Source organism: Micromonospora sp. NPDC049171, from assembly GCF_040648275.1.
GTDB lineage: Bacteria > Actinomycetota > Actinomycetes > Mycobacteriales > Micromonosporaceae > Micromonospora.
The window spans coordinates 353,780-378,978 of the sequence record NZ_JBEZDJ010000002.1 but is presented as its reverse complement, the minus strand read 5'-3'; the positions used below and the strand labels follow the sequence as shown (position 1 = coordinate 378,978).

Genomic DNA, 25,199 nt, shown 5'->3' with positions numbered 1-25,199 from the left:
GTCTCGCACGCCTCCAGTCTGCTCCCGCCGCCGACCGGACCGGAGGGCGGGCCCGACCGGGGTCGGCAATCACACACCGGCGGCGAGGTCGGCCCGGGTGCGGTGCAGCAACTCCACCAGCTCGGCGCCGTCCGCCGGGCCGAGAGCCGTGAACGCCGGCGCGACGAGACGGTTGGTCACCGCCTCCGCCCAGAGTCGTCGGCGCACCAACGGCCCGATCGGCGGGTAGGGCGGCGGCCAGCCGCAGGCCACCGCCCCGGCCTCCCCCTCCGGGCCGGCCAGCACGGCCTCCAGCGGGGTCATCCCGGCGGCGCGTACGGCCAGCAGGTAGGCACCGGTGAAGTGTTCCCGCAGCAGTCGCAGCCCGGCGGCACTCCGGGCACCCGGGGAGAGATCCGGCAGTGGCATGACCCGCCACGCGGCGAAGAGCGGCATCCCGCTGGCGTCCGCCGCCGCCACCGCCCGCTCGACGAGCACCGCCAGGCGCTCGGTGGTGGGCAGGGCATCGAGCTGCTGCGACCCCCACCGGCAGCACTCGGCGAGGCTCGCCGCCGCCACCTCGACGGGCGGGACGACCCGGGCGGCGGCGTCCCAGCCGTCGGCGACCGCGTCCGGGGCGATGAACCCGAGAGCGGCGGCGGCCGTCTCGGCCCGCACGTCGCCGAGCGCGCCGGCCCGGCCACTGATGTAGAACGCCCAGCCGGAGATGCCGAGCAGCCGGGCACGACGCAACGTGGCCGGGTCCCGGGCGAACGCGTCGCCCAGGTCCAGCACGACGGGCTTGCTGGCGGCAGCGACCTGCTCCGGTGTCATCCGAGCAACCCTCTGGGGCAGCCCGGTCCGTCGACCACGACGGGGCCCCGACCCGGGGTCACCCGCCCTGGACGGCCCGCACACTCGTCGTCGTCCATCGATGGTCAGTCTGCCGCGCCACCGCCCGCGTCCGCATCCCCCTCTTCGGCGGCCAACGCCTCGACCGCCGCCTCCACCTCACCCGCACGCCGCCGCGCCACGGTGACCGCCCGCTCGGCGGCACGCCGAGCGAGTTTGGCCCGGCTGAGATCCTGCTCGGCGACCGCCCGCCGCCGCTCCAGTTCGGCCAGTTCGGCCTCGATCCCATCGAGTACGGCAGCGTCGTCCCGCTCCTGCCCGGCCGCCTCGGTCAGCTCGGCCTCCGCGCGCTGCTGGTCGGTCCGGGCTTTGGCCAGCTCCCGATCCAGGGCACGGCGCTGCCGGGCCCGCTCGGCGCGGGCGGCCCGCTGCGCGGTCCGTTCGGCCTGCTCGGCGCGCTCCGCCGACCGGTCCGTGCGGGGCACCGCCTCGGGACGCCCCCGCTGGGCAGTCGGCCGGCGGGTCGGGCGTTCCTCCGCCGGCTCCTCGTCCTCGCCGGTGACCAGCCTCAGCTGTGGCCGGGGCACCTCGCCGAAGCCGGCGTAGCTGGTCGCCCGGAGCAGGCGGCCGGCCCGGACCTGCTCGGCGACCTCGACGTCGGAGAACGCGGCGTTCAGGGTGGCCTCCACCTCGGCCAGTGGCAGCCGGCTGGCCGGTGGGGCGTCCGGCTCCGCCGCCGCGAGCCTGCGGACCTCGGCGACCAGGGCGCCGACCACCGCCCGGCGCTGCGCGGACAACTCCCGCAGTCGGGCACCCCGCAGCTCGCGCTGGGCGGTACGCAGCGCGTCGGCGAGCTGAACCAGGTCGGCGACCAGCTCCGGGCGTTGGATGGCGAGCAGGTTCACCAGCCAGGCGGCCACCGTCGGACGACGTAGTCGGGCCACCTGTCGGGCGGTGCCCGGATCGCCGGCCCGGCGGGCCTCGGCCACGGCGGCGTCCCGGGCGGCCACGAACCGGTCCGGTGGGATGCGGTAGAGCTGCTGCACCAGCTCCGCTGAGGGGCCGGGCATCGGGTCAGACGTCCACCCGGCTGCCGGGCTCCAGCCGCTGGTACTCGGTGCCGGACAACGCGGTGTACTGCCGGTCGAGCACGCCCAGCCCGTTGTCGTTGAGCAAGGCGTCGTGCAGGGCGTACGCGCGCCGGGGCGCGACCGCGCGGATGAAGTCGACCACCTCGGAGAACTTCGACCAGGGGGCGTGGATCGGCGCGAAGAGGGTGTCGACGGGTGTCTCGTCGGGCACCACCAGGGAGTCGCCCGGGTGGTAGACCACGTCGTTGATCAGATAACCGAGGTTGTCGATCACCGGGATGTCAGGGTGGATCACCGCGTGTCGCCCCCCGTACGCGCGGACGGCGACCCCGGCGGCGGTGAACGACTCACCGGGGGCGACCGGGCGCAGCGTCTCGGCCGTGTCGCCGAGTGCGCCGGCGAGCGAGGCCGGCCCGTGGATCGGGAACGGCTGCCTGTCCAGTTGCCGGCGCACCGCGGCCAGGTCGAGGTGGTCGGGGTGTTCGTGGGTGATCAGCACCGCGTCCGCACCGTCCAACGCCGTCGCGGAGTCGCTGAACACGCCGGGGTCGACGACGAGCACTCCCCCGTCGTGTTCCACCCGGAGGCAGGAGTGGGCGTACTTGGTGAGCCGCATCGTGACTCCTCGATTATCGAATCGTGATGTCCTCAGCGCAGTCTGCCGGAACCAGCCGACGCGTGCGCCGCGTCCGAGCTATCACCACACCGGATCACGACGATGGGAGCGGGGATGGACGGACAGGCGGTACGACGCCGCGGCACACTGCTGGCGGCAACGGCACTGGCGGCAGCGCTGCTGTTGACCGGGTGCGGGGCCGGCGACGACGGATCGACGGGCACCGCGGCCGACGCCCCGGCGAACGGCGACGCCGCGAAGCGGGACAACGCGATGGGAGCACCCGAGGCCGCGGCGGACCCGCAGAAGGGCGGGGCCGGGGCACCCCAGGAGGGCGGCACCGGCGCGGCGGACCTGCGGGTCGACCAGCGGGCCATCATCTACACCGGTTCGATGCGGGTGCAGGTGGACGATGTGGACGCCGAAGCCCGGGAGGTGACCGCCCTGGTCACCCGAGCGGGTGGCTTCGTCGGCGGTGACCAGCGGCGCAGTGCCGGCGCCGACGCGGTGGCGGAGTTGGAGTTGCGGGTGCCGGCGGAGAAGTTCACAGCTGTGGTGGACGAGATCGCGACGCGCGGCAGCCAGCTGAGCCGGGAGATCAGCACCGAGGACGCCACCGAGGCGATCGTCGACCTCGACGCGCGCATCACCAGTCAGCGGGCCAGGGTGGACAGCGCCCGCCGGTTGCTGGCCCGCGCCAGCTCGATCACCGACCTGGTGTCGTTGGAGAACGAGTTGGGTCGCCGCGAGGCCGACCTGGCGTCGCTGGAGGCCAAGAAACGGCGACTGGCCGACCTGACCGCCCTCTCCACGATCACCGTGACGCTCGTCGGGCCGGCGGCGAAGGCCACCGGGGAGAAGGCCGAGACCGGCTTCCTGGTCGGGCTCAAGGGCGGCTGGAGGGCGTTCGTCGTCTCGTTGACCGTCCTGCTCACCGTGCTGGGGGCGCTGCTGCCGTGGCTCGTGGCATTCGGCGTGCCGGTGGCGGCGCTGCTGCTGGTGCTGCGTCGGCGCAGGAAGGCCCCGATCCCGACCGCTCCGGTCAGCGCGCCGCCGCCAGTGCCCGCAGCGCGGTCTGCACCATGACGCGTACGCCGGCGGGGATGGCCCGCTCGTCCACGTCGAAGCTTGCCCGGTGCAGGTCGACGTTGGGGCCCGAGCGACCCACACCGAGCCGGGCGAGGGCGCCGGGGACGTACTCCAGATACCAGGAGAAGTCCTCGCCGCCCATGCTCTGCGGTGTCTCGGCGATCCCCTGCGGGCCGAGCGCGGCGGCGGTGGCTGCGGTCAGCAACTGGATGGCCTGGGCGTCGTTGGACACCGGCGGCCGGCCGCGCAGGTATTCCAGGTCGACGGTGGCACCGGTCGGCGCGATCACGTCCCGGACCACCTGAGCGACGATCTTGGGTGCCTGCTCCCACGTGTCGCGGTCCATCACCCGCAGGGTGCCGGAGGCGCTCGCTTCGGAGGGGATGACGTTGTAGCGGGTGCCGGCCGAGGCGTGGCCGAAGACCAGCAGCAGACCACTGTTGGCCGGCACCCGGCGGCTGACCAGGGCGGGCACCTCGGTGACCAACCGGCCGAGCGCGTCGACCAGGTCGACGGTCAGGTGCGGGCGGGCGGTGTGCCCGCCCGGACCGGAGAGCCGGACGGTGACGTTGTCGGCGGCCGCGGTGATCGGGCCGACCCGCAGCCCGACCCGCCCCACCGGCAGGTTCGGGTCGCAGTGCAGCGCGAAGATCTGCACCACGTCGTCCAGACCACCGGCCTCGATGACCTCGAGCGAGCCGCAGGGCAGGATCTCCTCGGCCGGCTGGAAGATGAGCCGGACCCGCCCGTCCAACTCACCGAGGTCCGCGAGTTGGGCCAGCAGCATGCCGACGCCGAGCAGGATCGTGGTGTGCACGTCGTGGCCGCAGGCGTGGCAGACGCCCGCCACTGTCGACCGGTAGGGCACGTCCTTGGAGTCGTCGAGTGGCAGGGCGTCGATGTCGGCGCGCAGTGCGACCACGGGGCCGTCCGGCCGGCCGTTGACGTCGCAGATCACGCCGTTGCCCTTGGGCAGCAGGCGCGGGTTGAGCCCGGCCAGCGAGAGCTCCCGGGCGATCAGTGCGGCCGTCTCGAACTCGGAGCCGGAGAGCTCAGGGTGCGAGTGGAGGTGACGGCGGGTAGCGATCAGCCCCGGCACGCGGAGCGCTAGGAGGTGGTCCAGCTCGCGGGGCAGTGGCTCGGATCCCGGGGGCAGCTCCCGCCAGGACGACGCCAGCTGGCCATCCGTGGGCAGCGTCAACGCACTCGTCACGTCGAATTCTCGATCAGTAGAAACGGATGGATCATCGGGGACAGCAGACAGCCTAGACCTCCGACGGTGACGCTGCGCAACCTCGCTACGGTAATGATCAGACCGCACAGCGTCACGTATGCCCCGTTCTGGGCGCTCGGAGATGCCTGGGACAGCAGGTAGATCGCCGTCGAACGCCGCCATCCGTCCCTCACCTCCTACAACGCGTAACCAATCGCGGCGGCCGTGAAGCTGGTGGCACACGCGCGGGTCCTGGTGCGAATTGTCGCATTAGTCGGGGTGATGAACTGACACTCCGACAATTAGCCGACCACACTCCGCAACCAGCCGGATAGGGACGCTCACATGGCGCCGTCCGCCACGGGCGCACACCGTGTGCGTCCGTGTTCCCCCGTCCCGGTACCCGCCAGGCCCGGCGGACACACCGCGTCCGCGACCGGAAACGGTCAGAAGCGGTCGGTGGGCCGGTACAGCCCCCACACCTCGCGCAACGTCCCGCAGACCTCACCCACGGTGGCCCGGGCCCGCAGCGCCTCCTTCATCGGGTAGAGCACGTTGTCCGAGCCCTCCGCCGCGGCGCGTAGGTCGGCGAGGGCCCGCGTCACGGCGTCGGCGTCCCGCTCGGAGCGCAGCCGCGCCAGCCGCTCGGCCTGGGCCGCCTCGATCGTCGGGTCGACGCGCAGCGGCTCGTACGGCTCCTCCTCGTCCACCGTGAACCGGTTGAGCCCGACCACCACCCGCTCACCCGAGTCGATCTCCTGCGCGATCCGGTACGCGGACTGCTCGATCTCCCGCTTCTGGAACCCGGCCTCGATGGCGTCCACCGCCGAACCGTGATCGGCCACCCGTTCCATCAACTCCAGGGCGGCGGCCTCGATCTCGGCGGTCATCGCCTCCACCACGTAGGAGCCGGCGAAGGGGTCGACGGTGGCGGTCAGGTCGGTCTCGTACGCCAGCACCTGCTGGGTCCGCAGCGCGAGCCGGGCGGCCTTCTCGGTGGGCAGTGCGATGGCCTCGTCGAAGCTGTTGGTGTGCAGCGACTGCGTGCCGCCGAGCACCGCGCCCAGCCCCTGCACCGCCACCCGGACCAGGTTGACCTCCGGCTGCTGCGCGGTGAGCTGCACGCCGGCCGTCTGGGTGTGGAACCGCAGCATCATCGACTTCGGATCCCTGGCGCCGAAGTCGTCGTGCATCAGTCGGGCCCAGATCCGCCGGGCGGCGCGGAACTTCGCCACCTCCTCCAGCAGTGTGGTGCGGGCCACGAAGAAGAACGACAGCCGGGGTGCGAAGTCGTCCACCGCGAGCCCGGCGGCCAGCGCCGCCCGCACGTACTCGACGCCGTTGGCCAGGGTGAACGCGATCTCCTGCGCGGGCGTCGCGCCGGCCTCGGCCATGTGGTAGCCGGAGATGGAGATGGTGTTCCACTTCGGCACCTCCTTGCGGCAGTACGCGAACGTGTCCGCGACCAGGCGCAGCGACGGCTTCGGCGGGAAGATGTAGGTGCCCCGGGCGATGTACTCCTTGAGGATGTCGTTCTGGATGGTGCCGTTGAGCGCCACGCCGGGCACCCCGTTCTCCTCGGCGACGAGTTGGTAGAGCAGCAGCAGCACCGAGCCGGGCGCGTTGATGGTCATCGAGGTGGAGACCTTGTCCAGCGGGATGTCGGCGAAGAGCAGCCGCATGTCCTCAATGGAGTCGATCGCGACGCCCACCTTGCCGACCTCGCCGTGCGCGATCGGCTCGTCCGAGTCGTAGCCCATCTGGGTCGGCAGGTCGAAGGCGACCGAGAGGCCCATCGTGCCGGCCCGCAACAGTTGGTGGTAGCGCGCGTTGGACTCGGTGGCGGTGCCGAAGCCGGCGTACTGGCGCATGGTCCACGGACGGGAGGTGTACATGGTGGGATAAACCCCCCGGGTGTACGGAAACTCGCCGGGGGCGCCCAGCCTGGAGTCCAGATCCTCCGGAAGGTCGGCACCCGTGTAGACGCCCTTGATCGGAAAACCGGACTCGCTTGACCGCCGTTCACTCATCCCCGGATGGTAGGACGCGCAGGCAGCCGCCGGGGGGAGGGATACCGCACAGCGGATTCCGACCCGCCCACAGGAGGTGAACGGAGCAGTACTTTCTGTCGACTTCGACAAACGTCCGTCGCGTCGGCTTTCGCATCGGGCGTCGGAACCAGCAAGATAGGGGGGTTGTGTCCCAGCCCCCCTCGATTTCCCCCGGTGGCTTTTCTGTGACTCAGATCCCGACGTGGAGCGGCGGACCAGTCAGTCCCGCCAACGGCCGCGCAGCACCAGGCACCACCATCGGTGACCGGTACGCGCTGCGGTCCTCGGTGGGCAACGGCGGCATGGGCACGGTGTGGCGCGCCACCGACACCCTGCTCCGCCGCGACGTGGCGGTGAAGGAGGTCGTCCTGCCCCCGGGGCTGGCCCCCAGCGACCGCGACGCCATGTACGAACGCACCCTGCGTGAGGCGCGCGCCGCCGCCGCCATCCAGCACCCGGCCGTGGTGCAGGTGTACGACGTGGTCACCGAGGCCGGTCGGCCGTGGATCGTGATGGAGCTGCTGGACGCCCGCAGCCTCGCCGACATGGTGATCGAGGACGGGCCGGTCGCGCCCCGCGCCGTCGCCAAGATCGGCATCGCGCTGCTCGGCGCGTTGGAGGTGGCGCACGCGATCGGCGTGCTGCACCGCGACGTCAAGCCGGCCAACGTGCTGATCTGCACCGACGGGCGTTGCGTGCTGACCGACTTCGGGGTCGCCCGGATGCCCACCGACGTGCAGCTCACCACCCCCGGCATGGTGCTCGGCTCGCCGCACTTCATCTCGCCCGAGCGGGCCATGGGCCAGGAGTTCGGCCCGCCGAGCGACCTGTTCTCGCTGGGTGTGACGCTGTACACGGCGGTGGAGGGGCGGCCCCCGTTCGACAAGGGTGACCCGATCGAGACCATGCACGCCGTGGTCGAGGACCCGCCCGCCCCGCCGCAGCGCAGCGGCCCGCTGACCCGCGTGCTCATGGGCCTGTTGGAAAAGGACCCGGCCCGCCGACTGGACGTGCACGCCTCCCGGGCCATGCTGCGCGAGCTGCTCGCCGGCCCGCTCGGCAGCACCGCGACCTCGGTGCACTCGGTCACCGACCCGTACGCGGTGGTGCCGGTGCAGCAACGCCCGGTGCCCGTCCTCCCACCGGCCCAGCCGGAGCCGAAGCCGGACAACCAGATCGGTGGCCCGGCGATGCTGGCCCCGAACGAGTCCCTGACCGACCGGCTGGCCGCGCTGCGCCGGGGCGAACGCCCACAGCCGGTCACCCCGGTCGGCGGCAGCGGGTTCGACGAGACAAGCGCCGACGCGTTGGCCGGCCCGCTGCACACGCCCACCGGCGCGATGCCCGGCCCCGACCAGTCGCCCAGCGGGCGCACCTACGGCGGCAGCGCCGACGCCACCCAGCGGGTGGACGCCGGCGCACACCCGGACGCCACCCAGCGGGTCAGTTACGGCAGCCCGGCCGATGCCACCCAGCAGGTCGGCTACGGCGGCGCACCGGAGGCCACCCAACGAATCGGCGGCGGCGCACCGCAGGCCAGCCCGCGCGGCGGCGGCACCTACGGCGGCGGCAACCAGTGGTCGGTGCCGGGCACCGGCCAGCCCTGGGCCACCTCGCCCGCCGCGCCGGGCGGCGGCGCTCTCGGCAAGGTCCGCGCCACCGGTGGTCAGCTCGTCAGCACGGTCAAGGGCTGGCCCCGCAAGGTGCAGCTCGCCGCGGCCGGCGGGTTGGCCGTCGTGCTGCTGCTCACCGTGGTGGCCCTGTCCAGCGGCGACGACCCCCCGCCGAACACCCCGGCGGCCCAGCCCACCGCGTCCGCCCCGGCGGCTCCCACGGTCGAGATGCAGGAGCACACCGCCCGCGGCATCCAGGTCATGGTGCCGAAGGGTTGGAAGAAGGCCAGCGGCGGCTCGTACACCGACTACATCGACCCGGAGGACAGCGGCCGCAAGGTCCGCATCATCACCGAGAAGTGGTCCAGCGACTCCAACCGCTGGGCCGAGACGGCCGCGAACGGCCTGCAGACCAGGAGCACCTCCTGCGTCAAGCCGTACGCGCAGGTCGCCTCCAGGGAGACCCAACTGGCCGACAAGCCGGCCGCCGAATTCGAGTACACCTGCGGCGCGGGCGACACCATGCGGCACGGCATCTGGCTCGGCGTGGCACAGGACGGCAAGGCGTACTCGTTCTACCTCACCGCAAACGACGCCAAGTTCGCCGAGAGCAAGCCGATCTTCGACGAGATGGTCAAGACGTTCCAGCTCACCGGGGAAGGCTGAGCCGGAGGGAACCGCCAGCGGTGATCCGCCGCCGTGCTATCAAGGGGCATGGCGGCGGACACCACTGACATCGACGACATTCGCGAGCAAGCCCGACGCTGGCTCGCCGACGACCCCGACCCGGCCAGCCGGGCCGAGCTGACGGCGGTGCTCGACCGGCTGCCGGCGAGCGCCCCCGAGCTGGCCGACCGGTTCGCCGGCCCGCTGACCTTCGGCACCGCGGGCCTGCGCGGCCCACTGCGCGCCGGCCCGAACGGAATGAACCTCGCCGTGGTCACCCAGGCCGCTGCCGGCCTGGTCGGCTGGCTCGCGGCCCAGGGTGGCACCGGCCCCCTGGTGATCGGGTACGACGCTCGGCACGGCTCCCGGCAGTTCGCCGAGCGGACCGCCCAGGTGGCGACCGGGGCGGGCCGCCCGGCGCTGCTGCTGCCCCGCCCGCTGCCCACCCCGGTGCTGGCGTACGCCGTGCGCCACCTCGGCGGTGTCGCCGGGGTGATGGTCACGGCCAGCCACAACCCGCCCCAGGACAACGGCTACAAGGTCTACCTCGGCGCGGAGCTGGGCGGTGAACTGGGCGCGGGGGCGCAGATTGTGCCGCCCGCCGACGCCGGCATCGAAGCGGCCATCCGAGCGGTCGGGCCGCTGACCCAGGTGCCGCTGGGCCAGCCCGGGCAGGTGCTCGGCGACGACCTGGTCGCCTCGTACGTGGAACGGGCCACCGCCGTGATCGACCCGGACGGGTCCCGGGACCTGATGGTGGCGTACACCCCATTGCATGGGGTGGGCGCGGCGGTGCTCACCGCCGCCTTCGCCCGCGCTGGTTTCCCGGTTCCCGGTGTGGTGCCCGACCAGGCCGAGCCGGACCCGGCGTTTCCGACTGTGTCGTTTCCCAACCCGGAGGAGCCGGGGGCGGTGGACCGGCTGATCGCGCTGGCCGACTCAACCGGCGCGGACCTCGCCATCGCCAACGACCCGGACGCCGACCGGTGCGCGGTGGTCGTCCGGAACGACCGCGACGGCTGGCGGATGCTGCGCGGCGACGAGGTGGGTGTCCTGCTCGCCGACCACCTGATGCGCCGTGGGGTGACCGGGCTCTACGCCACCACCATCGTGTCGTCGTCCCTGCTGCGAGCGATGTGCGCGGCCCGGGGCCTGCCCTACGACGAGACACTTACCGGCTTCAAGTGGATCGTGCGGGCCGGCGGTGGCAGCGCGCCGCTGGTCTTCGGCTACGAGGAGGCGCTCGGCTACTGCGTCGCCCCGGAGCACGTCCGGGACAAGGACGGCATCACCGCCGCGCTGACCGTGGCCGAGCTGGCCGCCGGACTCAAGACGCAGGGCCGCACGTTGACCGACCGGCTGGACGAGCTGGCCGCCGAGTTCGGCGTGCACCACACCGACCAGCTCTCCGTCCGGGTGGACGACCTGCGGGTGATCGTCGACGCGATGGCCCGGATCCGGGCGGCCACCCCGACCACCCTGCTCGGGCAGCCGGTCGACAGCGTCCGGGACCTGCTACCCGAGGCGGACGTGGTGATCCTGCGGACCGCTGTGGCCCGGGTGGTGATCCGCCCGTCCGGGACCGAGCCGAAGCTCAAGGCGTACCTCGAGGTGGTGGAACCGGTCGTGGACGGTGACGTGCGGACGGCCCGCAGCCGGGCAGCGTCGGCCGTCGCGGCGCTCCGCGGCGAGGTCAGCGCTGCCCTTGGCATCTGAGCCCGCAGGTCCCACCCACCACAAGTCCGTCCTTTGCTCTGCACCCGCGGAGGCGCCGGTCACCTGTCGCCCGGTGGCGCCCCGGCGGGTGCAGAGCAAAGGACGGCGCCCCGGCGGGTGCAGAGCGGCCGGGTGTGGCGCCTCCGCGGGTGCAGAGCCGGGTGGCGCCTCCGCGGGTGCAGAGCCGGGTGGCGCCTCCGCGGGTGCAGAGCCGGGTGGCGCCTCCGCGGGTGCAGAGCAAAGGGCAGGCCGAGCGGGGTCGGTCCGACGGTCAGCGGCGCGGGCCGAGGGCCTGGTCGACGGCGCGGCCCAGAGCGGCGACGACCAGGCCGACCGAGGGACGGACCACCGAGTCGTCGGTGCTCACCTCACCAGAGAAGCCGGCTCCGGTGGCGATCTCCTCCAGCCGACGGCGCGCGTCGGCGGCGGTGTCGCCGCTCACCCCGAGCGCGGACTCCATCCGCAGCACCACGACCAGGGTGGCCAGTGCGGCGGTCCGCTCGTCCGGGGCCGCCGCGCCGGCCAGGGCCTCGGCCAGCCGCTGCCGGGTCTCCGCCTCGACGGAGGCGTCCACGACCGGGTAGCGGTGCACGTGGATGAAGCCCAACTCGGTCTCGTCGACGTCGCGGACCACACCCTGGCTGCACAGATCCCCGAGGATCCGGTCCCGCAGGCCGTGCCGCAGGCGCTGCACCCAGGAGGCCGGGCTGTGCGGGGTGTCGGCCGCGACCCGGCCCAACACCTCGTCGGCGACCGGCTCGCCGGTGGGCGTCGGGTCGATCACTGCCAACGATCCGTCGGCGTACGCGATCCGGCCGGCCAGGGCCAGCTCGACCAGCACCGCGGCGGCCATGCCCAGGTCCAGGCTGATTCGCGGCATGGTCGCCTTGCCGGTCGTGTCGTCGTAGGCGAGGAGCAACAACTCCTCGGCGAGCGCAACACCAGTCATGGCCGGAGACGGTAGCGGGTCCGCGCACCACCGCGCACGGACCCGCCCGACCCGGCACCAACCGGGTGCCGCCCTCAGAACCGGGGCATGCCGCCGAACTGGCGGTCACCGGCGTCGCCGAGCCCGGGAACGATGAACATTCGGTCGTTGAGCCCCTCGTCGATCGAGGCCGTGACCAGGCGCAACGGCAGACCGGAGCGTTCCAGCCGCTCGATGCCGACCGGCGCGGCGAGTACGCAGAGCACGGTGATGTCGGTGCAGCCGCGGTCGGCCAGCAGCCGGCAGGAGTGCTCCAGCGAGCCACCGGTGGCCAGCATCGGGTCCAGCACCAGCACCGGCTTCCCGGCCAGGTCGCGGGGCAACGACTCCATGTACGCGCGCGGCTCGTAGGTCTCCTCGTCCCGGGCCAGGCCGACGAAGCCCATCGAGGACTCGGGCAGCAGGCCGAGCGCGGCGTCCGCCATACCCAGGCCGGCCCGCAGCACCGGGACCAGCAGCGGCGGGTTCGCCAGCCGGGTGCCCTCGGTGCCGGTGACCGGCGTCTGCACCGGGTACCGCTCGACGGGGAAGGTACGCGCCGCCTCGTACACCAGCATGGTGGTCAGTTCGTGCAGCGCCGCCCGGAACGTCGAGGAATCGGTGCGCGCGTCCCGCATGGCAGTCAACCTGGACTGGGCCAGCGGGTGGTCAATGACGTGTACGTCCACGATCGCTCAACCTACCGGTCCACCCGGCTCGGCGGTGCGGCCGCGCTCGGACCAGCGACGCCGCTCACGTCCGGCCCACCCGCTGTGAGCAAGATCACTTGGCCTTCCGGTGCGTAGACTTCGGGGCATGACGGCGACAACGACGTCGGCCCGGTCGGAGCTCTCCGAGCTGGGACGATCCGAGACCACTCTGCGGACCTTCCTGCACGGCCTACCGGGCGTGGACCAGGTCGGCGCGGAGCAGCGGGCGGCACAGCTCGGCACCCGATCCATCAAGACCACCGCCAAGGCCCAGGCGATCGACCTGGCGATCCGCATGGTCGACCTGACCACCCTGGAAGGCGCGGACACCCCGGGCAAGGTGCGCGCGCTCGCCGCGAAGGCGCTGCGCCCGGACCCGGCCGACCCGTCCTGCCCGCACGTCGGCGCGGTCTGCGTCTACCCGGCGATGGTCCCGTACGTCGCCGAGGTGCTGCGGGGCAGCGCCGCCGGGGCCGGGCGGTCAGCCGGCGGACCGGTTGAGGCGGCCGGCGCCGCGCCGGCCGGACCCGGCATCGTTCACCTGGCCAGCGTGGCGACCGCGTTCCCGTCCGGCCAGGCGCCGTTGGAGATCAAGCTGGCCGACACCCGGGCCGCCGTGGCGGCCGGTGCCGACGAGATCGACATGGTGATCAACCGGGGTGCGTTCCTGGCCGGGCGGTACCAGGAGGTCTACGACGAGATCGTGGCCACCAAGAAAGCCTGCGGCGACGCCCACCTCAAGGTGATCCTGGAGACCGGCGAGCTGGCCACCTACGACAACGTGCGGCGGGCCTCCTGGCTGGCCATGCTGGCCGGCGGCGACTTCATCAAGACCTCCACCGGCAAGGTCCCGGTCGCGGCGACGATGCCGGTGACCCTGGTGATGCTGGAGGCGGTCCGTGACTTCCGCGAGGCGACCGGGCGGCAGGTGGGCGTGAAGCCCGCCGGTGGCATCAAGACCACCAAGGACGCCATCAAGTACCTGGTGATGGTCAACGAGACCGTCGGCCCGGACTGGCTCGACCCGGACTGGTTCCGCTTCGGCGCGTCCAGCCTGCTCAACGACCTGCTGATGCAGCGCACCAAGCTGACGACCGGCGTCTACTCCGGTCCCGACTACTTCACCCTGGACTGATAGCCGATGTTCGAATACGCCCCTGCGCCCGAGTCGCGCGCGATCGTCGACCTCAAGCCGTCCTACGGTTTGTTCATCGACGGCGAGTTCGTCGACGGCGAGGATCTCCACAAGACGATCAATCCTGCTTCGGAGGAGGTGCTCGCCGAGGTCACCTGGGCCGGCGCCGCCGACGTCGAGCGCGCGGTACGCGCCGCCCGCAAGGCGTACGACAAGGTCTGGGGCCCGATGTCGGGCCGCGACCGGGCCAAGTACCTGTACCGGATCGCCCGTCTCGTCCAGGAACGCTCCCGCGAGCTGGCCGTCCTGGAATCGCTGGACAACGGCAAGCCGATCCGGGAGAGCCGCGACGTCGACCTGCCGCTGGTCGCCGCGCACTTCTTCTACTACGCGGGCTGGGCCGACAAGCTGGGTCATGCCGGCTTCGGGCCGAACCCGCGGCCGATCGGCGTGGCCGCGCAGGTCATCCCCTGGAACTTCCCGCTGCTGATGCTGGCCTGGAAGATCGCCCCGGCGCTCGCCGCCGGCAACACGGTGGTGCTGAAGCCCGCCGAGACCACCCCGCTGACCGCGCTGCTGTTCGCCGAGATCTGCCAGCAGGCCGACCTGCCGGCCGGTGTGGTCAACATCCTCACCGGCGCCGGCGACACCGGTCGCACACTTGTCGAACACCCCGGCGTGGACAAGGTCGCCTTCACCGGCTCCACCGAGGTCGGCCGGGCCATCGCCCGTTCCGTCGCCGGCACCCGCAAGAAGCTCACCCTGGAGCTGGGCGGCAAGGCCGCCAACATCGTCTTCGACGACGCCCCCATCGACCAGGCCGTCGAGGGCATCGTCAACGGCATCTTCTTCAACCAGGGGCACGTCTGCTGCGCCGGCTCGCGGCTGCTGGTCCAGGAGAACGTCGCCGACCGCGTACTGGAGTCGCTGAAGCGGCGGATGGCCCAACTCCGGGTCGGCGACCCACTGGACAAGAACACCGACGTCGGGGCAATCAACTCCGCCGCCCAGCTGGAACGGATCCGCGAACTGTCCGACGCCGGCTCGGCCGAGGGCGCCGAACGCTGGTCACCGCCGTGCGACCTGCCCGACCGTGGCTTCTGGTTCGCGCCGACCATCTTCACCGGCGTCACCCAGGCCCACCGTGTCGCCCGGGAGGAGATCTTCGGCCCGGTGCTGTCGGTGCTCACCTTCCGCACCCCGGCCGAGGCCGTGGAAAAGGCCAACAACACGCCGTACGGGCTGTCGGCGGGAATCTGGACGGACAAGGGCTCCCGAATCCTGTGGATGGCCGACCGGCTGCGCGCCGGCGTGGTCTGGGCCAACACGTTCAACAAGTTCGACCCCACCTCGCCGTTCGGTGGCTACAAGGAGTCGGGCTACGGTCGCGAGGGCGGCCGGCACGGGCTGGAGGGGTACCTCAATGTCTGAGCGGGTCGCGGTACGCAAGACGTACAAGCTCTTCATCGGCGGGAAGTTCCCGCGCAGCGAGTCGGGACGGTCGTATCTCGTGCAGTCCTCGAATGTGTCACTGGCCTCCCGCAAGGACGCCCGGGACGCGGTGGTCGCCGCCCGCGCCGCCGTGAAGGGCTGGGCCGGTGCGACCGCGTACAACCGGGGTCAGATCCTCTACCGGGCCGCCGAGATGCTGGAGGGCCGCCGCGCGCAGTTCGTCGCCCTCGGCATCCCCGGCGACGAGGTGGACGCCGCGGTCGATCGCTGGGTCTGGTACGCCGGCTGGGCCGACAAGCTCGCCCAGGTCTACGGCGGCGCCAACCCGGTCGCCGGCCCGTACTTCAACATCTCCGCCCCGGAGCCGACCGGTGTGGTCGCGGTGGTCGCTCCGGAACGCCCGGCGCTGCTCGGCCTGGTCAGCGTCATCGCCCCGGCGATCGTCAGCGGCAACACGGTGGTGGTGGCGGCGTCGCCGTCGGAGCCACTGGCGGCGGTGACGCTGGCCGAGGTGCTGGCCACCTCCGACCTGCCCGGCGGGGTGGTCAACATTCTCACTGGCGCGATCACCGAGACCGCGCCGGCGCTGGCGGCCCACATGGACGTCAACGCGATCGACCTGACCGGGGTGACCGACACCGCACTCGCCACCGACCTTGAGGTCAAGGCCGCGGAGAACCTCAAGCGGGTGCTCCGCCCGGCCTCGGCCGACCACGACTGGACCGCCGACCCGGGGGTGGCGCCGATGACCGCGCTGTTGGAGACGAAGACGGTGTGGCACCCCAAGGGGGTGTGATCGTCTTTCTCGGCCTTTGGGTTTTCCGGGGGAGCCCGCCCACTCCGGGCGGTCAGGCTTGATCCCTGCGTGGGCGGGCTCCCCCGGAAAACCTGACGTGGGCCGGGTTCGCCGGCTGGTTCAGCTCAGGGGCACTGCCTCGGGGTGGGTTGCCGGTCGGCGGGCGTCGGCCGCCGGCCCCGCGTCGGCGCCGCCGATCCTGGCTGGTGATCACGGGGGTGGCGGGGTGTTTGATCTCCGTCAAGCCGGTCAACCCCATGATCGCCGCTGGCGTGGGTGGGCGTGGGCAGGGGACGGCCTGGTGGGGTCGGTGGGGGGTCTACTACCGGGGGTAGGATTGGGTGGTGACTCGGTTGGGCGATCTTGAGCGTGCGGTGATGGACGTGCTGTGGGACGTGGTCCCCGGCACGTCGGATGGTGTGACCGTGCGCGAGGTGGCCGACGCGCTCGATGGTCGCGAGCTGGCGTACACCACGGTGATGACAGTGCTGGACCGGCTCGCCGGCAAGGGCATGGTGCAGCGGGAGCGCGAAGGTCGGGCCTGGCGGTACCGTCCAACGGCCAGCCGCGAGGCGCACATCGCTCAACTCATGCTCGACGCCCTGGACCTGGGTGGCAGCCGGGACGCCGCGCTGGTGCGCTTCGCCCGCTCGGTCACCGGCACCGAGGCCGAGGTGCTGCGGGCGGCACTGGGACACGAGGCCGGGCTGGACACCACCGCCGGTGGCACGGGTGCCGCCGGGCCGAACGCGCCGGGCCCGGCCGGGTCGGGTGCCGACCTGACCGACCGGGTGGACGGGCCGGTGGGCCGGCGACCCGCCGGCGAGGCAGCGGAGCGGTAGGGCGCGCGCCATGGCCTACGCCGTGCACTTCGCCGCCACCATGCTGGCCTGCTATCTGACGGCTCAGGTGCTGGCCCGCTCCACCTGGACGTGGCGCAGCCCCCGGGTGGCGATCATCTGTTGGCAGGCTGTCGGGCTGGCGCTGGGCCTCTCCGCGATGGGCCTGCCGATGGCGCTCGGCTTGAGCGCGTACGACCTGCCAACCGGTAGCGCACTGCTCGCCCTGGCCAACGACCTCGCCCACGGCGCCCTGCCGATCGGGGTGGGCACGTTCCACCTGGCCGGCGTCGGCGTGGGCTTCGGCATCGGTGCGGTGCTGGTCACCACGACCGTGCGCAGCATCCACGGCACCGTACGCGCCCAGCGCCGGCACCGGGACCTGCTCTCCCTGGTCGCCCGGGACGACCCGGCCGCACCCGGCGCGCTGGTGCTGGATCATCCGAGTGCCGCCGCGTACTGCCTGCCGGGCGTGAAACCGCAGGTGGTGGTCAGCGCCGGCACACTGAACCTGCTGGACCGGGCCGAGCTGGCCGCGGTGCTCAGCCACGAGCGTGCGCACGCCCACGAGCGGCACGACCTGGTCCTGTTGCCGTTCACCGCGCTGTGCCGCGCGTTGCCGTGGTTCGCCTGGGTCCGCGACGCCCATGAGCGGGTCGCCCTGCTGGTCGAGATGCGCGCCGACGACAAGGCCCGTGAGTTGCACGCCGAGGCCCCGCTGGCGGGGGCCCTGCGCCGGTTCGCCGCCGCCGGTCACCGAATCACCCCGGCGGGCGCGCTGGGCATGGGCGACCGCGATCTTGACGTACGGGTCCAGCGTCTCCTGGTCAGCGACCGGCCGCCCCGGGTGCTCGGCACCACCGCCCTCGCGGTCGCCAGCACGCTTGTCGCCCTCCCGATCTCCCTCTTCCTGAGCTGACCCCGGCGCTCCACCCGAGCTGACCCCAGCGCCACACGCACCCCACACTCGCGCCCGCCCACCCCGCGTTCCCGCGCGCCGCGTTCCCGCGCACCGATCCGAAGATCGCGCTCGATCCAGGTTCGAGTGGCATCCACGGCCCGCCGGCGAGGCCACTACATCCTGGTCAACGCCGTTGCGTTAGGTGGAACGCCAGCACTGCCTCGCCGATCATGGAGTTGTGGTGGGTAACAGAACGCCCGTAAAACCCCCAAAGTCGGCACCACAACTCCATGATCGCCAAGCCGGACCCGACCCGCTCCCCGATCGGGGCACTTCCTCACCCGGGTTGACCCGCCGGGTACAGCCCTGACGCAATCTACTACATGATGTCGTAGACTTACTTACGACGGGGCGTAGTAGTCGGACATGTAGAGAAACTACGTGTAGGGTGACTACGACAAGGGAGCCAACACTACGGAGAGCCGGCCATGGACACCCTGCTCCTCGCCCGCCTGCAGTTCGCCACTACCACCTCGATCCACTTCCTGTTCGTGGTCGTCACGCTCGGGCTGGTCACCCTGCTGGTCGGGATGCAGACCGCCTGGGTGATCACCGGCAATCCGAAGTGGGAGCGGCTCACGCGCTACTGGGGCCAGCTCTACGTGATCAACTACGTGCTCGGCATCGCCACCGGCATCGTGATGGAGTTCCAGTTCGGGCTGAACTGGAGTGGCCTGTCGCGCTACGTCGGCAACGTCTTCGGCGCGCCGCTGGCCCTGGAGACGCTTGTGGCGTTCTTCCTGGAGTCCACGTTCCTCGGGATGTGGATCTTCGGCTGGCACCGGCTTCGCAAGGGTGTCCACCTCGCGTTGCTGTGGGGCGTGGCGATCACCGCGTACGCGTCGGCGTTTTGGATCATGGTGGCCAACTCCTGGCTACAGAATCCGGTCGGATACGAGGTCCGCGACGGGATCGCCCACCTCACCGACTTCGGCGCGCTGCTCACCAACCCCACCCTCGGCATGGCGTTCGGTCACGTGGTCTCGGCCGCGTTGCTGGTCGGCGGGATGCTGATGGCGGCGGTCAGCGCCTGGCACCTGCTCCGGCGTACCCTTGACTTCGCGTTCTTCCGCACCTCGCTGCGGATCGGCCTGGTCACCTCGGCCCTGGCGATCTCCCTGGTGCAGGGCTTCGGTTTCGCCCAGTTCGGCCCGGTGGGCGAGGTGCAGCCGACCAAGTTCGGCGGCCAGGGCGCGGAGGCCCAGGCGCTGATCGCCGAGTGGACCGTCCGGTTCGGCCCCGGCGACTACACGCCACCGGTGCTGGCCAGCGTCGGGCTCGGGTTCATGATCCTGACCGGTTTCACCCTCGGCTGCGTCTGGTTCCTGCTGCCCCTGCTCTTCCGCGACTGGATCATCCGGTTGCGCTTCCCGCTCTGGCTGATCCTGTTGGCGCTGCCACTGCCGTTCGTCGCGGTGATCCTCGGTTGGATCTCCCGGGAGGTCGGCCGGCAACCCTGGGTGGCGTACGGGCTGCTCCCCACCGAGCAGGCGGTCTCCCCGGTCGGCGCACCGCTGATGCTGGCCTCGCTGATCGGGTTCAGCCTGCTGTTGGGCGCCCTCGCCGTCACCAACTGGGTGCTGCTGGCCCGACACGCCAAGCGCGGCGCGGTCGACCCGGCACTCGGCCGCCCGCCGGCGACGCCCGGCGAGCCGGCCCTTCCCGAACCCGCCCTCGTCTGAGCATCTGAGGAGAAGACCGTGGACCTCGCCTGGTACGCCCTGCTCGGCCTCTTCTTCGCCAGCTACCTGGTGCTCGCCGGCTACGACTACGGCGTCGGGCTGCTGCTCGCGCGGGGCGCAAGCCCCGCCGGGCGGCGGGCCGCGCTCACCGCGCTCGGCCCGTTCTTCCTGGGCAACGAGGTCTGGCTGGTGGCCGCCGTGGGCATCCTGTTCGGCGCGTTTCCGCTGCTGGAGGGCGAGTTGCTCGCCGGCTGCTATCCGGCCGTCGCCGGCGCTCTGGTCGGCGTCATCCTGGTCACCGCCGGGGTGCAACTGCGCAGCCGGCACGCCGACGAGCGGATCCGCGCCCGGTGGGACCGCATCGTGACGATCGGCAGCGCACTCGCCGCACTGGGCTGGGGTGTGGTGCTCGCCGCACTGTTGCAGGGCGTACCCCGCCAGGCCGACGGGCACGTCGCCGGGGTGGCGCACCTCGCCACCCCGTTCGCGGCCGCCGCCGGGCTGGCCATGGTCGCTCTGGTCGCGGCACACGGCGCGACCTTCCTCGCCCTGCGTCTGCCGGCCGCCGAGGCCGCCGTGCTCGGCCGCACCGCCCGCCGGCTGGTGCGGGTGGCGCTCACCGCGGTCGCGCTGGCCACCGTCGTGGGCCTGCTGTCTGCCCGGGTACGCGACGCGGTCCAGCGGCCGGCGGTGGCCGTACTCCTGCCGGTGCTCCTCGTGGTGGCGCTGCTGGCGGCCCGCGCGGCGCTGGCGCGGCGGCGGCCGGGGTGGGCTCTGGTCGCCACCGGTGCCGCCCTGGCGCTGCCGGTGGTGCTGGTCGGCGCAGCCCTCTGGCCCTACGTGCTGGTGTCCACGACCGACCCGGGTGCCTCGCTGACGGTGGCCGACGCGGCCGCCAGCGCACCGACACTGCGGCTGCTGGGCTGGGTGGCGCTGCCGCTCCTTCCGGCCCTACTAGGCTTCCAGGCGATGTGCTGGTGGGTTTTCCGAGGACGGACCGACGGTAGGGCACCGGTGTACTGGTGAACCGCCGTCCGTTCGACCCGCGTCTGCTGCGCCGGGTCCCCGCGGCCCGGCGCGATCTTGCCGTGCTCGCGCTGCTGGGTGTGGTCTCCGCCGGGTTGATCGTGGCGCAGGCCACCGCGCTCGCGTCGGTGCTGGCCACCGCCGTCGACGGTCGGCTGGATCGGCAGGCGTTGGCCGGCTTCGTGGTCGCGGTCGCGGCCCGCTCGGCGCTGGTCTGGGCCCAGGGCACGTTCTCGGCGCGGGTCGCCGCCACGGTCAAGGCCGTGCTGCGGGCCGACCTGCTCGGCGCGGTGGGCCGGCACGGCCCCGGCTGGGTGGCCGGGCAGCGGGCCGGTCAGCTCGCCACCCTGGCCGGGCGCGGGTTGGACGCGTTGGACGCCTACTTCACCGGGTACCTGCCGCAGTTGGTGCTCAGCGTGACGGTGCCGCTGGCGGTGCTGGCCCGGGTCGTCTTCGCCGACTGGAGTTCGGCGGTGATCATCGCGCTGACCCTGCCGCTGATCCCGGTCTTCGGCGCACTGCTCGGTTGGCAGGCGCAGGCCGCCACCGAACGGCAGTGGCGCCGACTGTCGCTGCTCGGCGGGCACTTCCTGGACATGGTCGCCGGGCTGCCCACGCTGCGCGCGTTCGGGCGTGCCCGGGCGCAGACCGACGTGGTACGCCGGATGGCCGACGGGCACCGCGTGGCCACCATGAAGACGCTGCGGATCGCGTTCCTGTCCGCGCTGGTGCTGGAGCTGGTCGCCACCCTCTCGGTGGCCCTGGTCGCGGTGCCGGTCGGCATCCGGTTGCTCGGCGGCGGGCTGGCCCTGCAGACCGCGCTGCTGGTGCTGCTGCTCACCCCGGAGGCGTACCTGCCGCTGCGCTCCGCCGGCAGCCGCTTCCACGCCAGCATGGAGGGGCTCGCCGCGCTGGACGAGGCACTGACCATCTCGGCCGCGCCCGCCGCACCCCGGGCCGCCGAGGGCGCCACAGTCCCCAACGCTCGCGCCGAGATCCGGTTCGAGAGGGTGACCGTGGCGTACGAGCGGACCACCGCGCTGCGCGACGTGACCCTGACCATCCGGCCCGGCGAACGGATCGCCGTCATCGGGCCCAGCGGCGCCGGCAAGAGCACCCTGCTCGGCCTGCTGCTCGGTTTCGTGACCCCGACCAGCGGCCGGGTCACCGTGGACGGGGTCGACCTCGCCACCGCCGACCTGGACGCCTGGCGTCGGCAGCTCGCCTGGGTGCCGCAACGGGCCCACCTCTTCGCCGCCTCGCTGGCCGACAACATCCGGCTCGGCGCACCGGACACCCCCGCTGACGCACTCGCCGCCGCGGTGCACGACGCCGCCCTGGACGACGTGGTGGCCGGTCTGCCGGACGGCCTGGACACTCTGCTCGGCGAACGCGGCCACGGGCTGTCCAGCGGGCAGCGGCAGCGGGTCGCGCTGGCGCGGGCATTCCTGCGTGCCGCACCTGTGGTGTTGCTCGACGAACCCACCGCCCGACTGGACACCGCGGCCGAGGCGGTGGTGCTCGACGCCACCCGCCGGCTGGTCGCCGGGCGCACCGCGCTGCTTGTCGCACACCGACCGGCGCTGCTCGCCGACGCCGACCGGATCCTGCGTGTCGAGGACGGTCGGGTCACCGAGCTGACGCCCGAGCCCAACGGAGGGGCGCCCCGATGACCGCGGCACACGGACCGGACCCGGCAGACGCGCAGCCGGCCGCCGCCGCACCGGCCGGGCAGGCCAGCGCCGACGCCACCCTGGACGGACGGGCCAGCGCCGCCGACGCACCGGGCGGGCGGGCCGGCGCCGAGCGGGCCGTGTTGCGGTTGGCCCGGCCGTACCTGGGCCGCCTCGTTGGTGCCGGGCTGCTCGCGGCCGCCACCGAGTTCGCCGGGCTGGCCCTGATGGCCACGGCCACCTGGCTGTTGATGAGCGCCGCCGGTCAGCCCCCACTGGACCGGCTCACCGTGGCGATCGTCGCGGTCCGGGCGCTGGCGATCAGTCGGGGCGTGTTGCGCTACACCGAACGGCTCGCCGGGCACGACGCGGTGCTCCGCATGATCACCGACGTCCGGGCCCAGGTGTTCGCCACCCTCGCGGCCCGCCGCAGCGCCGTACACCGCTCGGGAGACGTGCTGAGCCGGCTGGTCTCCGACGTCGAGGCGGTTCAGGATCTGCTGCTGCGGGTGCTGGTCCCGGGCTCGGCGGCGGCCCTGGTCGGTGTGCTGGCGGTCGCCGGGGCCGCGTTGATCTCGCCGCCGGCCGCCGGGGCGCTCGCCGCCGGGCTGCTGGTTGCCGGCGTGGCGCTGCCCGCGCTGGCCACCGTGGTCACCCGCCGCAGCGCGGCCGAGGTGGCCCCGCTGCGCGGCGCGCTGGCCACCGACGCGATCGACCTGACCCACGGCGCCGCCGACCTGGCCGCCTTCGGGGCGACCGACGGCATGCTGCGCGCCGCCGAACAGCGCGCCCGCCGGCTGGCCCGGCTGGAACGCCGGCTGGCCGCCACCGGGTTCGCGGTGGACGCGGCCGGGGTGCTGACCGCCGGGGTGACCGCCGCGGCGGTGGTGCTGGCCGCGCTGGCCGCCGACGTGCCGGGGGTGCTGGTGGGCGTCCTGGCCGTCGGCGCACTGGCCGCCGTCGAGGTGACACTGGCGCTGGTCGCGGCGGCCCGACAGTGGACGCAACTGCGGCCCGGCCTGGCCCGGGTGGCCGCGCTGCTCGACCCGGGCCCGCCGGCTCGCCCGGCCACGGACGGCAGCACCGACCTGACCGGTCCACACGAGCTGCGCTTCGACGACGTGACGGTGCGGTACCGGGCCGGCGCGGCGCCCGCCCTGGACGGCGTCAGCCTGGACCTGCCGGCCGGACGCCGGATCGCGGTGGTCGGCCCGAGCGGCGCCGGCAAGAGCACCCTGGCCGCCGTGCTGACCGGCACCGTCCGGCCGGTGTCCGGCCGGGTCACCCTGAACGGTCAAGACCTGTCGGCGTACGCCGCGGAGGCGCTGCCCCGCGCGGTCGGCGGGCTGCTCGCCGAGGCGTACGTCTTCCACGCCACGGTGCGGGAGAACCTGCTGCTCGGGCGCGCCGGGGCGGGCGAGGAGGAGCTGGGCGCCGCCACCGCCGCCGCCGGTCTGCTGGAGTGGGTACGCGCCCAGCCGGCCGGCTGGGACACGCTTGTCGGCGAGGAGGGCGGGCAGCTCTCCGGTGGCCAGCGGCAACGGCTGGCCCTCGCCCGGGCCCTGCTCGCCGCGCCGCCCGTGCTGGTGCTCGACGAGCCCACCGAGGGGCTGGACCCGGCCGCCGCGGACGCGGTGCTCGCGTCCGCTCTCGCCGCCACCCCCGTCGGGCACTCGGTGCTGCTGATCAGCCACCGGCTCAGCGGGCTGGCCGGGCTGGACGAGATCGTCGTCCTCGACGCCGGGCGGGTGATCCAGCGGGGTCGGCACACCGAGCTGGTCGCCACCGACGGCTGGTACCGGGACCAGTGGCTGCTTCAGGCGGCGGCCGAACGGGGTTACCTGGCGCTCGCCCCCTGACCGTCTTCCGGGGCGGACCAGGGTTCCCCCCGAGGCCGGTGTGGTGAAGTCGTGGCAGGGTGGTGCCATGCCGCGCTGTGAGGACGTGTTGGTCGACGAACACCTGCGGGAGTTGGCTGCCCGCCTGCAGGGGCCGGCGCGACTCAAGACCGACCTGCTGACCGAGGCCCGGCACGGGCTGCTGGACGCCGTCGAGGCGTACCAGGAGAGCGGTGTGCCCCCCACCGAGGCGCAGCGCCGGGCGGTGGCCGAGTTCGGCTCACCGGCGCAGTTGCTGCCCTCCTGGCAGGCGGAGCTGGCGGTGGGCGCGCTGCGCGGCCTCTCCCTGCGGATGTTTGCCGTCGCCGGGGTCGGGATGGCCGCCGGCGACCTGACCTGGCGCGGTGCGAGCTGGAGCGACGGCCCCCGCCCGCCGGCCGGTTACGTGCTGCTCTCCCACTCGGTCGACTGGATCTGGATGGGCACGTTGCTGGTCGCGGTGGCCGGTCTGCTGGTGGTCGCGGTGAGCGCCAGGTCGCCACGACCGGGGCTGGCCGTGGCGCAACGCGCGGTAGGCGCCGGCCTGACCGGTCTGCTGGCGCTTGGCATGGTGGCCGGCTGCGCCCTCTTCACGTGGTCACTCAACCTCTGGGACGAGGCGCTGCGCTGGCCGCCGATGTTCATCGGTGCGGTGCTGGTGGGCGGGGCGTACTTCTCGCTGACCCGCGCCACGCGCGGGTGGCTGCTGGCCGTCGCCCGCTGACCCGGGCCCGGGAGGGTCAGGCCGGGGTGCCGGGTGGGCTGCCGGGACCGAGGAACCGGCCGACGGTCAGTTGGAACTCGTGCCAGCCGGCGCGCTCCCCGGCCAGCGCCCGGCGGCCGGAGTCGGTGAGCTGGTACGTCCGCCGTTCCCGACCGTTGACCGTGCTCCAGGTGCTCGCCACGTGCCCCGCGCGCTCGAGGCGACGTAGCGCCGGATAGATGGTGCCGGTGGGCAGGTCCAAGCTGCCGTCGCTGCGCTCGCGCAGCGCCTCGATGATGGCGTAGCCGTGCTGCTCGCCCTGCTCCAGCACGGCGAGCAGCAGAGCGTCGAGATGGCCGTGCAACGACTGGGCCTTCATACGTAGCTACGCTACTTGTCGAACGGCCGCTTCGCCAGCGGCAGCCACCAGCAGGTCGAACCCACGCGCCAACCGGCCACCGGGGTGCGGGCATCGGTCACCCAGGGCCGCCG

General features: G+C 73.0%; 21 protein-coding genes. 13 read left to right on the top strand and 8 right to left on the bottom strand.

Going from position 1 to position 25,199, the window contains the following annotated elements; translation table 11 throughout:
- Nucleotides 1-69: 69 nt before the first annotated feature.
- The 3 genes from AB0B14_RS04545 to AB0B14_RS04535 form a co-directional block, all read right to left on the bottom strand.
- Nucleotides 70-813: a hypothetical protein gene (locus AB0B14_RS04545; RefSeq protein ID WP_357076394.1), complete on the bottom strand. Its 744-nt coding sequence runs from the start codon at nt 811-813 to the stop codon at nt 70-72.
- Between the two features lie 104 nt (nt 814-917).
- Nucleotides 918-1,901 (bottom strand): hypothetical protein, encoded by a 984-nt coding sequence (locus AB0B14_RS04540; RefSeq protein ID WP_357076391.1) that lies wholly within the window; start codon nt 1,899-1,901, stop codon nt 918-920.
- 4 nt (nt 1,902-1,905) lie between these two features.
- Nucleotides 1,906-2,538 carry an MBL fold metallo-hydrolase gene (locus tag AB0B14_RS04535; RefSeq protein ID WP_357076389.1) on the bottom strand — a complete coding sequence of 211 codons (633 nt, stop codon included), beginning with the start codon at nt 2,536-2,538 and terminating at the stop codon, nt 1,906-1,908.
- Nucleotides 2,539-2,631: 93 nt separating this feature from the next.
- On the opposite strand from AB0B14_RS04535, the gene AB0B14_RS04530 reads away from it, so the two are divergent.
- On the top strand, nt 2,632-3,624 hold the full coding sequence (locus AB0B14_RS04530; protein WP_357521312.1) for a DUF4349 domain-containing protein: 993 nt from the start codon (nt 2,632-2,634) through the stop codon (nt 3,622-3,624).
- Here the strand turns inward: AB0B14_RS04530 and AB0B14_RS04525 are convergent.
- Both AB0B14_RS04525 and AB0B14_RS04520 read right to left on the bottom strand, forming a co-directional pair.
- Nucleotides 3,581-4,840 carry an amidohydrolase gene (locus tag AB0B14_RS04525; RefSeq protein WP_357521233.1) on the bottom strand — a complete coding sequence of 420 codons (1,260 nt, stop codon included), beginning with the start codon at nt 4,838-4,840 and terminating at the stop codon, nt 3,581-3,583. The two genes, AB0B14_RS04530 and AB0B14_RS04525, sit on opposite strands and share 44 nt — an antisense overlap.
- Before the next feature lie 446 nt (nt 4,841-5,286).
- A complete protein-coding gene (locus AB0B14_RS04520) occupies nt 5,287-6,870 on the bottom strand; it encodes a methylmalonyl-CoA mutase family protein (protein ID WP_357076383.1) in 1,584 nt (527 codons plus the stop codon).
- Between the two features lie 206 nt (nt 6,871-7,076).
- Between AB0B14_RS04520 and AB0B14_RS04515 the strand changes: the two genes are divergently transcribed.
- Nucleotides 7,077-9,170, top strand: a complete 2,094-nt coding sequence (locus tag AB0B14_RS04515; protein WP_357521231.1) for a protein kinase — start codon at nt 7,077-7,079, stop codon at nt 9,168-9,170.
- 48 nt (nt 9,171-9,218) lie between these two features.
- A complete protein-coding gene (locus AB0B14_RS04510) occupies nt 9,219-10,886 on the top strand; it encodes a phospho-sugar mutase (protein ID WP_357521229.1) in 1,668 nt (555 codons plus the stop codon).
- Between the two features lie 271 nt (nt 10,887-11,157).
- On the opposite strand, the gene AB0B14_RS04505 is transcribed toward AB0B14_RS04510, so the two are convergent.
- Both AB0B14_RS04505 and upp read right to left on the bottom strand, forming a co-directional pair.
- Entirely contained in the window at nt 11,158-11,835 is a 678-nt protein-coding gene (locus tag AB0B14_RS04505; RefSeq protein WP_357076374.1) for a GPP34 family phosphoprotein, read from the bottom strand.
- Between the two features lie 74 nt (nt 11,836-11,909).
- Nucleotides 11,910-12,542, bottom strand: a complete 633-nt coding sequence (gene upp, locus AB0B14_RS04500) for a uracil phosphoribosyltransferase (RefSeq protein WP_204943317.1) — start codon at nt 12,540-12,542, stop codon at nt 11,910-11,912.
- A 127-nt stretch (nt 12,543-12,669) separates the two neighbouring features.
- Between upp and deoC the strand changes: the two genes are divergently transcribed.
- The 10 genes from deoC (at nt 12,670) to AB0B14_RS04450 (ending at nt 24,728) form a co-directional block, all read left to right on the top strand.
- Nucleotides 12,670-13,698: a deoxyribose-phosphate aldolase gene (deoC, locus tag AB0B14_RS04495; protein ID WP_357521227.1), complete on the top strand. Its 1,029-nt coding sequence runs from the start codon at nt 12,670-12,672 to the stop codon at nt 13,696-13,698.
- Between the two features lie 6 nt (nt 13,699-13,704).
- Complete coding sequence (locus AB0B14_RS04490; protein ID WP_357076367.1) at nt 13,705-15,129, top strand: aldehyde dehydrogenase family protein; 1,425 nt, start codon at nt 13,705-13,707, stop codon at nt 15,127-15,129.
- The gene (locus AB0B14_RS04485) at nt 15,122-15,946 is read left to right on the top strand and encodes an aldehyde dehydrogenase family protein (RefSeq protein WP_357076364.1); all 825 of its coding nucleotides are present in this window, start codon (nt 15,122-15,124) and stop codon (nt 15,944-15,946) included. Before AB0B14_RS04490 ends, AB0B14_RS04485 begins: the two co-directional genes overlap by 8 nt.
- 344 nt (nt 15,947-16,290) lie before the next feature.
- Complete coding sequence (locus AB0B14_RS04480) at nt 16,291-16,788, top strand: BlaI/MecI/CopY family transcriptional regulator (RefSeq protein WP_357076361.1); 498 nt, start codon at nt 16,291-16,293, stop codon at nt 16,786-16,788.
- Between the two features lie 10 nt (nt 16,789-16,798).
- Nucleotides 16,799-17,704 (top strand): M56 family metallopeptidase, encoded by a 906-nt coding sequence (locus AB0B14_RS04475; RefSeq protein WP_357076358.1) that lies wholly within the window; start codon nt 16,799-16,801, stop codon nt 17,702-17,704.
- 470 nt (nt 17,705-18,174) lie between these two features.
- Nucleotides 18,175-19,428 carry a cytochrome ubiquinol oxidase subunit I gene (locus AB0B14_RS04470; protein WP_357521225.1) on the top strand — a complete coding sequence of 418 codons (1,254 nt, stop codon included), beginning with the start codon at nt 18,175-18,177 and terminating at the stop codon, nt 19,426-19,428.
- 18 nt (nt 19,429-19,446) lie between these two features.
- Nucleotides 19,447-20,454 (top strand): cytochrome d ubiquinol oxidase subunit II, encoded by a 1,008-nt coding sequence (locus AB0B14_RS04465; protein WP_357076352.1) that lies wholly within the window; start codon nt 19,447-19,449, stop codon nt 20,452-20,454.
- Nucleotides 20,451-22,127 carry a thiol reductant ABC exporter subunit CydD gene (cydD, locus tag AB0B14_RS04460; RefSeq protein WP_357521223.1) on the top strand — a complete coding sequence of 559 codons (1,677 nt, stop codon included), beginning with the start codon at nt 20,451-20,453 and terminating at the stop codon, nt 22,125-22,127. Before AB0B14_RS04465 ends, cydD begins: the two co-directional genes overlap by 4 nt.
- Entirely contained in the window at nt 22,124-23,986 is a 1,863-nt protein-coding gene (gene cydC, locus AB0B14_RS04455; protein WP_357521221.1) for a thiol reductant ABC exporter subunit CydC, read from the top strand. Before cydD ends, cydC begins: the two co-directional genes overlap by 4 nt.
- Before the next feature lie 67 nt (nt 23,987-24,053).
- A complete protein-coding gene (locus tag AB0B14_RS04450; protein ID WP_357521219.1) occupies nt 24,054-24,728 on the top strand; it encodes a permease prefix domain 1-containing protein in 675 nt (224 codons plus the stop codon).
- Nucleotides 24,729-24,744: 16 nt separating this feature from the next.
- On the opposite strand, the gene AB0B14_RS04445 is transcribed toward AB0B14_RS04450, so the two are convergent.
- Nucleotides 24,745-25,086 (bottom strand): helix-turn-helix transcriptional regulator, encoded by a 342-nt coding sequence (locus AB0B14_RS04445; protein WP_357076340.1) that lies wholly within the window; start codon nt 25,084-25,086, stop codon nt 24,745-24,747.
- Nucleotides 25,087-25,199 lie beyond the last annotated feature (113 nt).

What these genes read in the sequence shown, in the direction of transcription:
- AB0B14_RS04540 (WP_357076391.1), bottom strand. Translation starts at nt 1,901, where the DNA reads ATGCCCGGCCCCTCAGCGGAGCTGGTGCAGCAGCTCTACCGCATCCCA.
- AB0B14_RS04445 (WP_357076340.1), bottom strand. Translation starts at nt 25,086, where the DNA reads ATGAAGGCCCAGTCGTTGCACGGCCATCTCGACGCTCTGCTGCTCGCC.
- AB0B14_RS04490 (WP_357076367.1), top strand. Translation starts at nt 13,705, where the DNA reads ATGTTCGAATACGCCCCTGCGCCCGAGTCGCGCGCGATCGTCGACCTC.
- AB0B14_RS04485 (WP_357076364.1), top strand. Translation starts at nt 15,122, where the DNA reads ATGTCTGAGCGGGTCGCGGTACGCAAGACGTACAAGCTCTTCATCGGC.
- AB0B14_RS04505 (WP_357076374.1), bottom strand. Translation starts at nt 11,835, where the DNA reads ATGACTGGTGTTGCGCTCGCCGAGGAGTTGTTGCTCCTCGCCTACGAC.
- cydC (WP_357521221.1), top strand. Translation starts at nt 22,124, where the DNA reads ATGACCGCGGCACACGGACCGGACCCGGCAGACGCGCAGCCGGCCGCC.
- deoC (WP_357521227.1), top strand. Translation starts at nt 12,670, where the DNA reads ATGACGGCGACAACGACGTCGGCCCGGTCGGAGCTCTCCGAGCTGGGA.
- AB0B14_RS04450 (WP_357521219.1), top strand. Translation starts at nt 24,054, where the DNA reads ATGCCGCGCTGTGAGGACGTGTTGGTCGACGAACACCTGCGGGAGTTG.
- AB0B14_RS04510 (WP_357521229.1), top strand. Translation starts at nt 9,219, where the DNA reads ATGGCGGCGGACACCACTGACATCGACGACATTCGCGAGCAAGCCCGA.
- AB0B14_RS04470 (WP_357521225.1), top strand. Translation starts at nt 18,175, where the DNA reads ATGGACACCCTGCTCCTCGCCCGCCTGCAGTTCGCCACTACCACCTCG.
- AB0B14_RS04545 (WP_357076394.1), bottom strand. Translation starts at nt 813, where the DNA reads ATGACACCGGAGCAGGTCGCTGCCGCCAGCAAGCCCGTCGTGCTGGAC.
- AB0B14_RS04520 (WP_357076383.1), bottom strand. Translation starts at nt 6,870, where the DNA reads ATGAGTGAACGGCGGTCAAGCGAGTCCGGTTTTCCGATCAAGGGCGTC.
- AB0B14_RS04535 (WP_357076389.1), bottom strand. Translation starts at nt 2,538, where the DNA reads ATGCGGCTCACCAAGTACGCCCACTCCTGCCTCCGGGTGGAACACGAC.
- AB0B14_RS04475 (WP_357076358.1), top strand. Translation starts at nt 16,799, where the DNA reads ATGGCCTACGCCGTGCACTTCGCCGCCACCATGCTGGCCTGCTATCTG.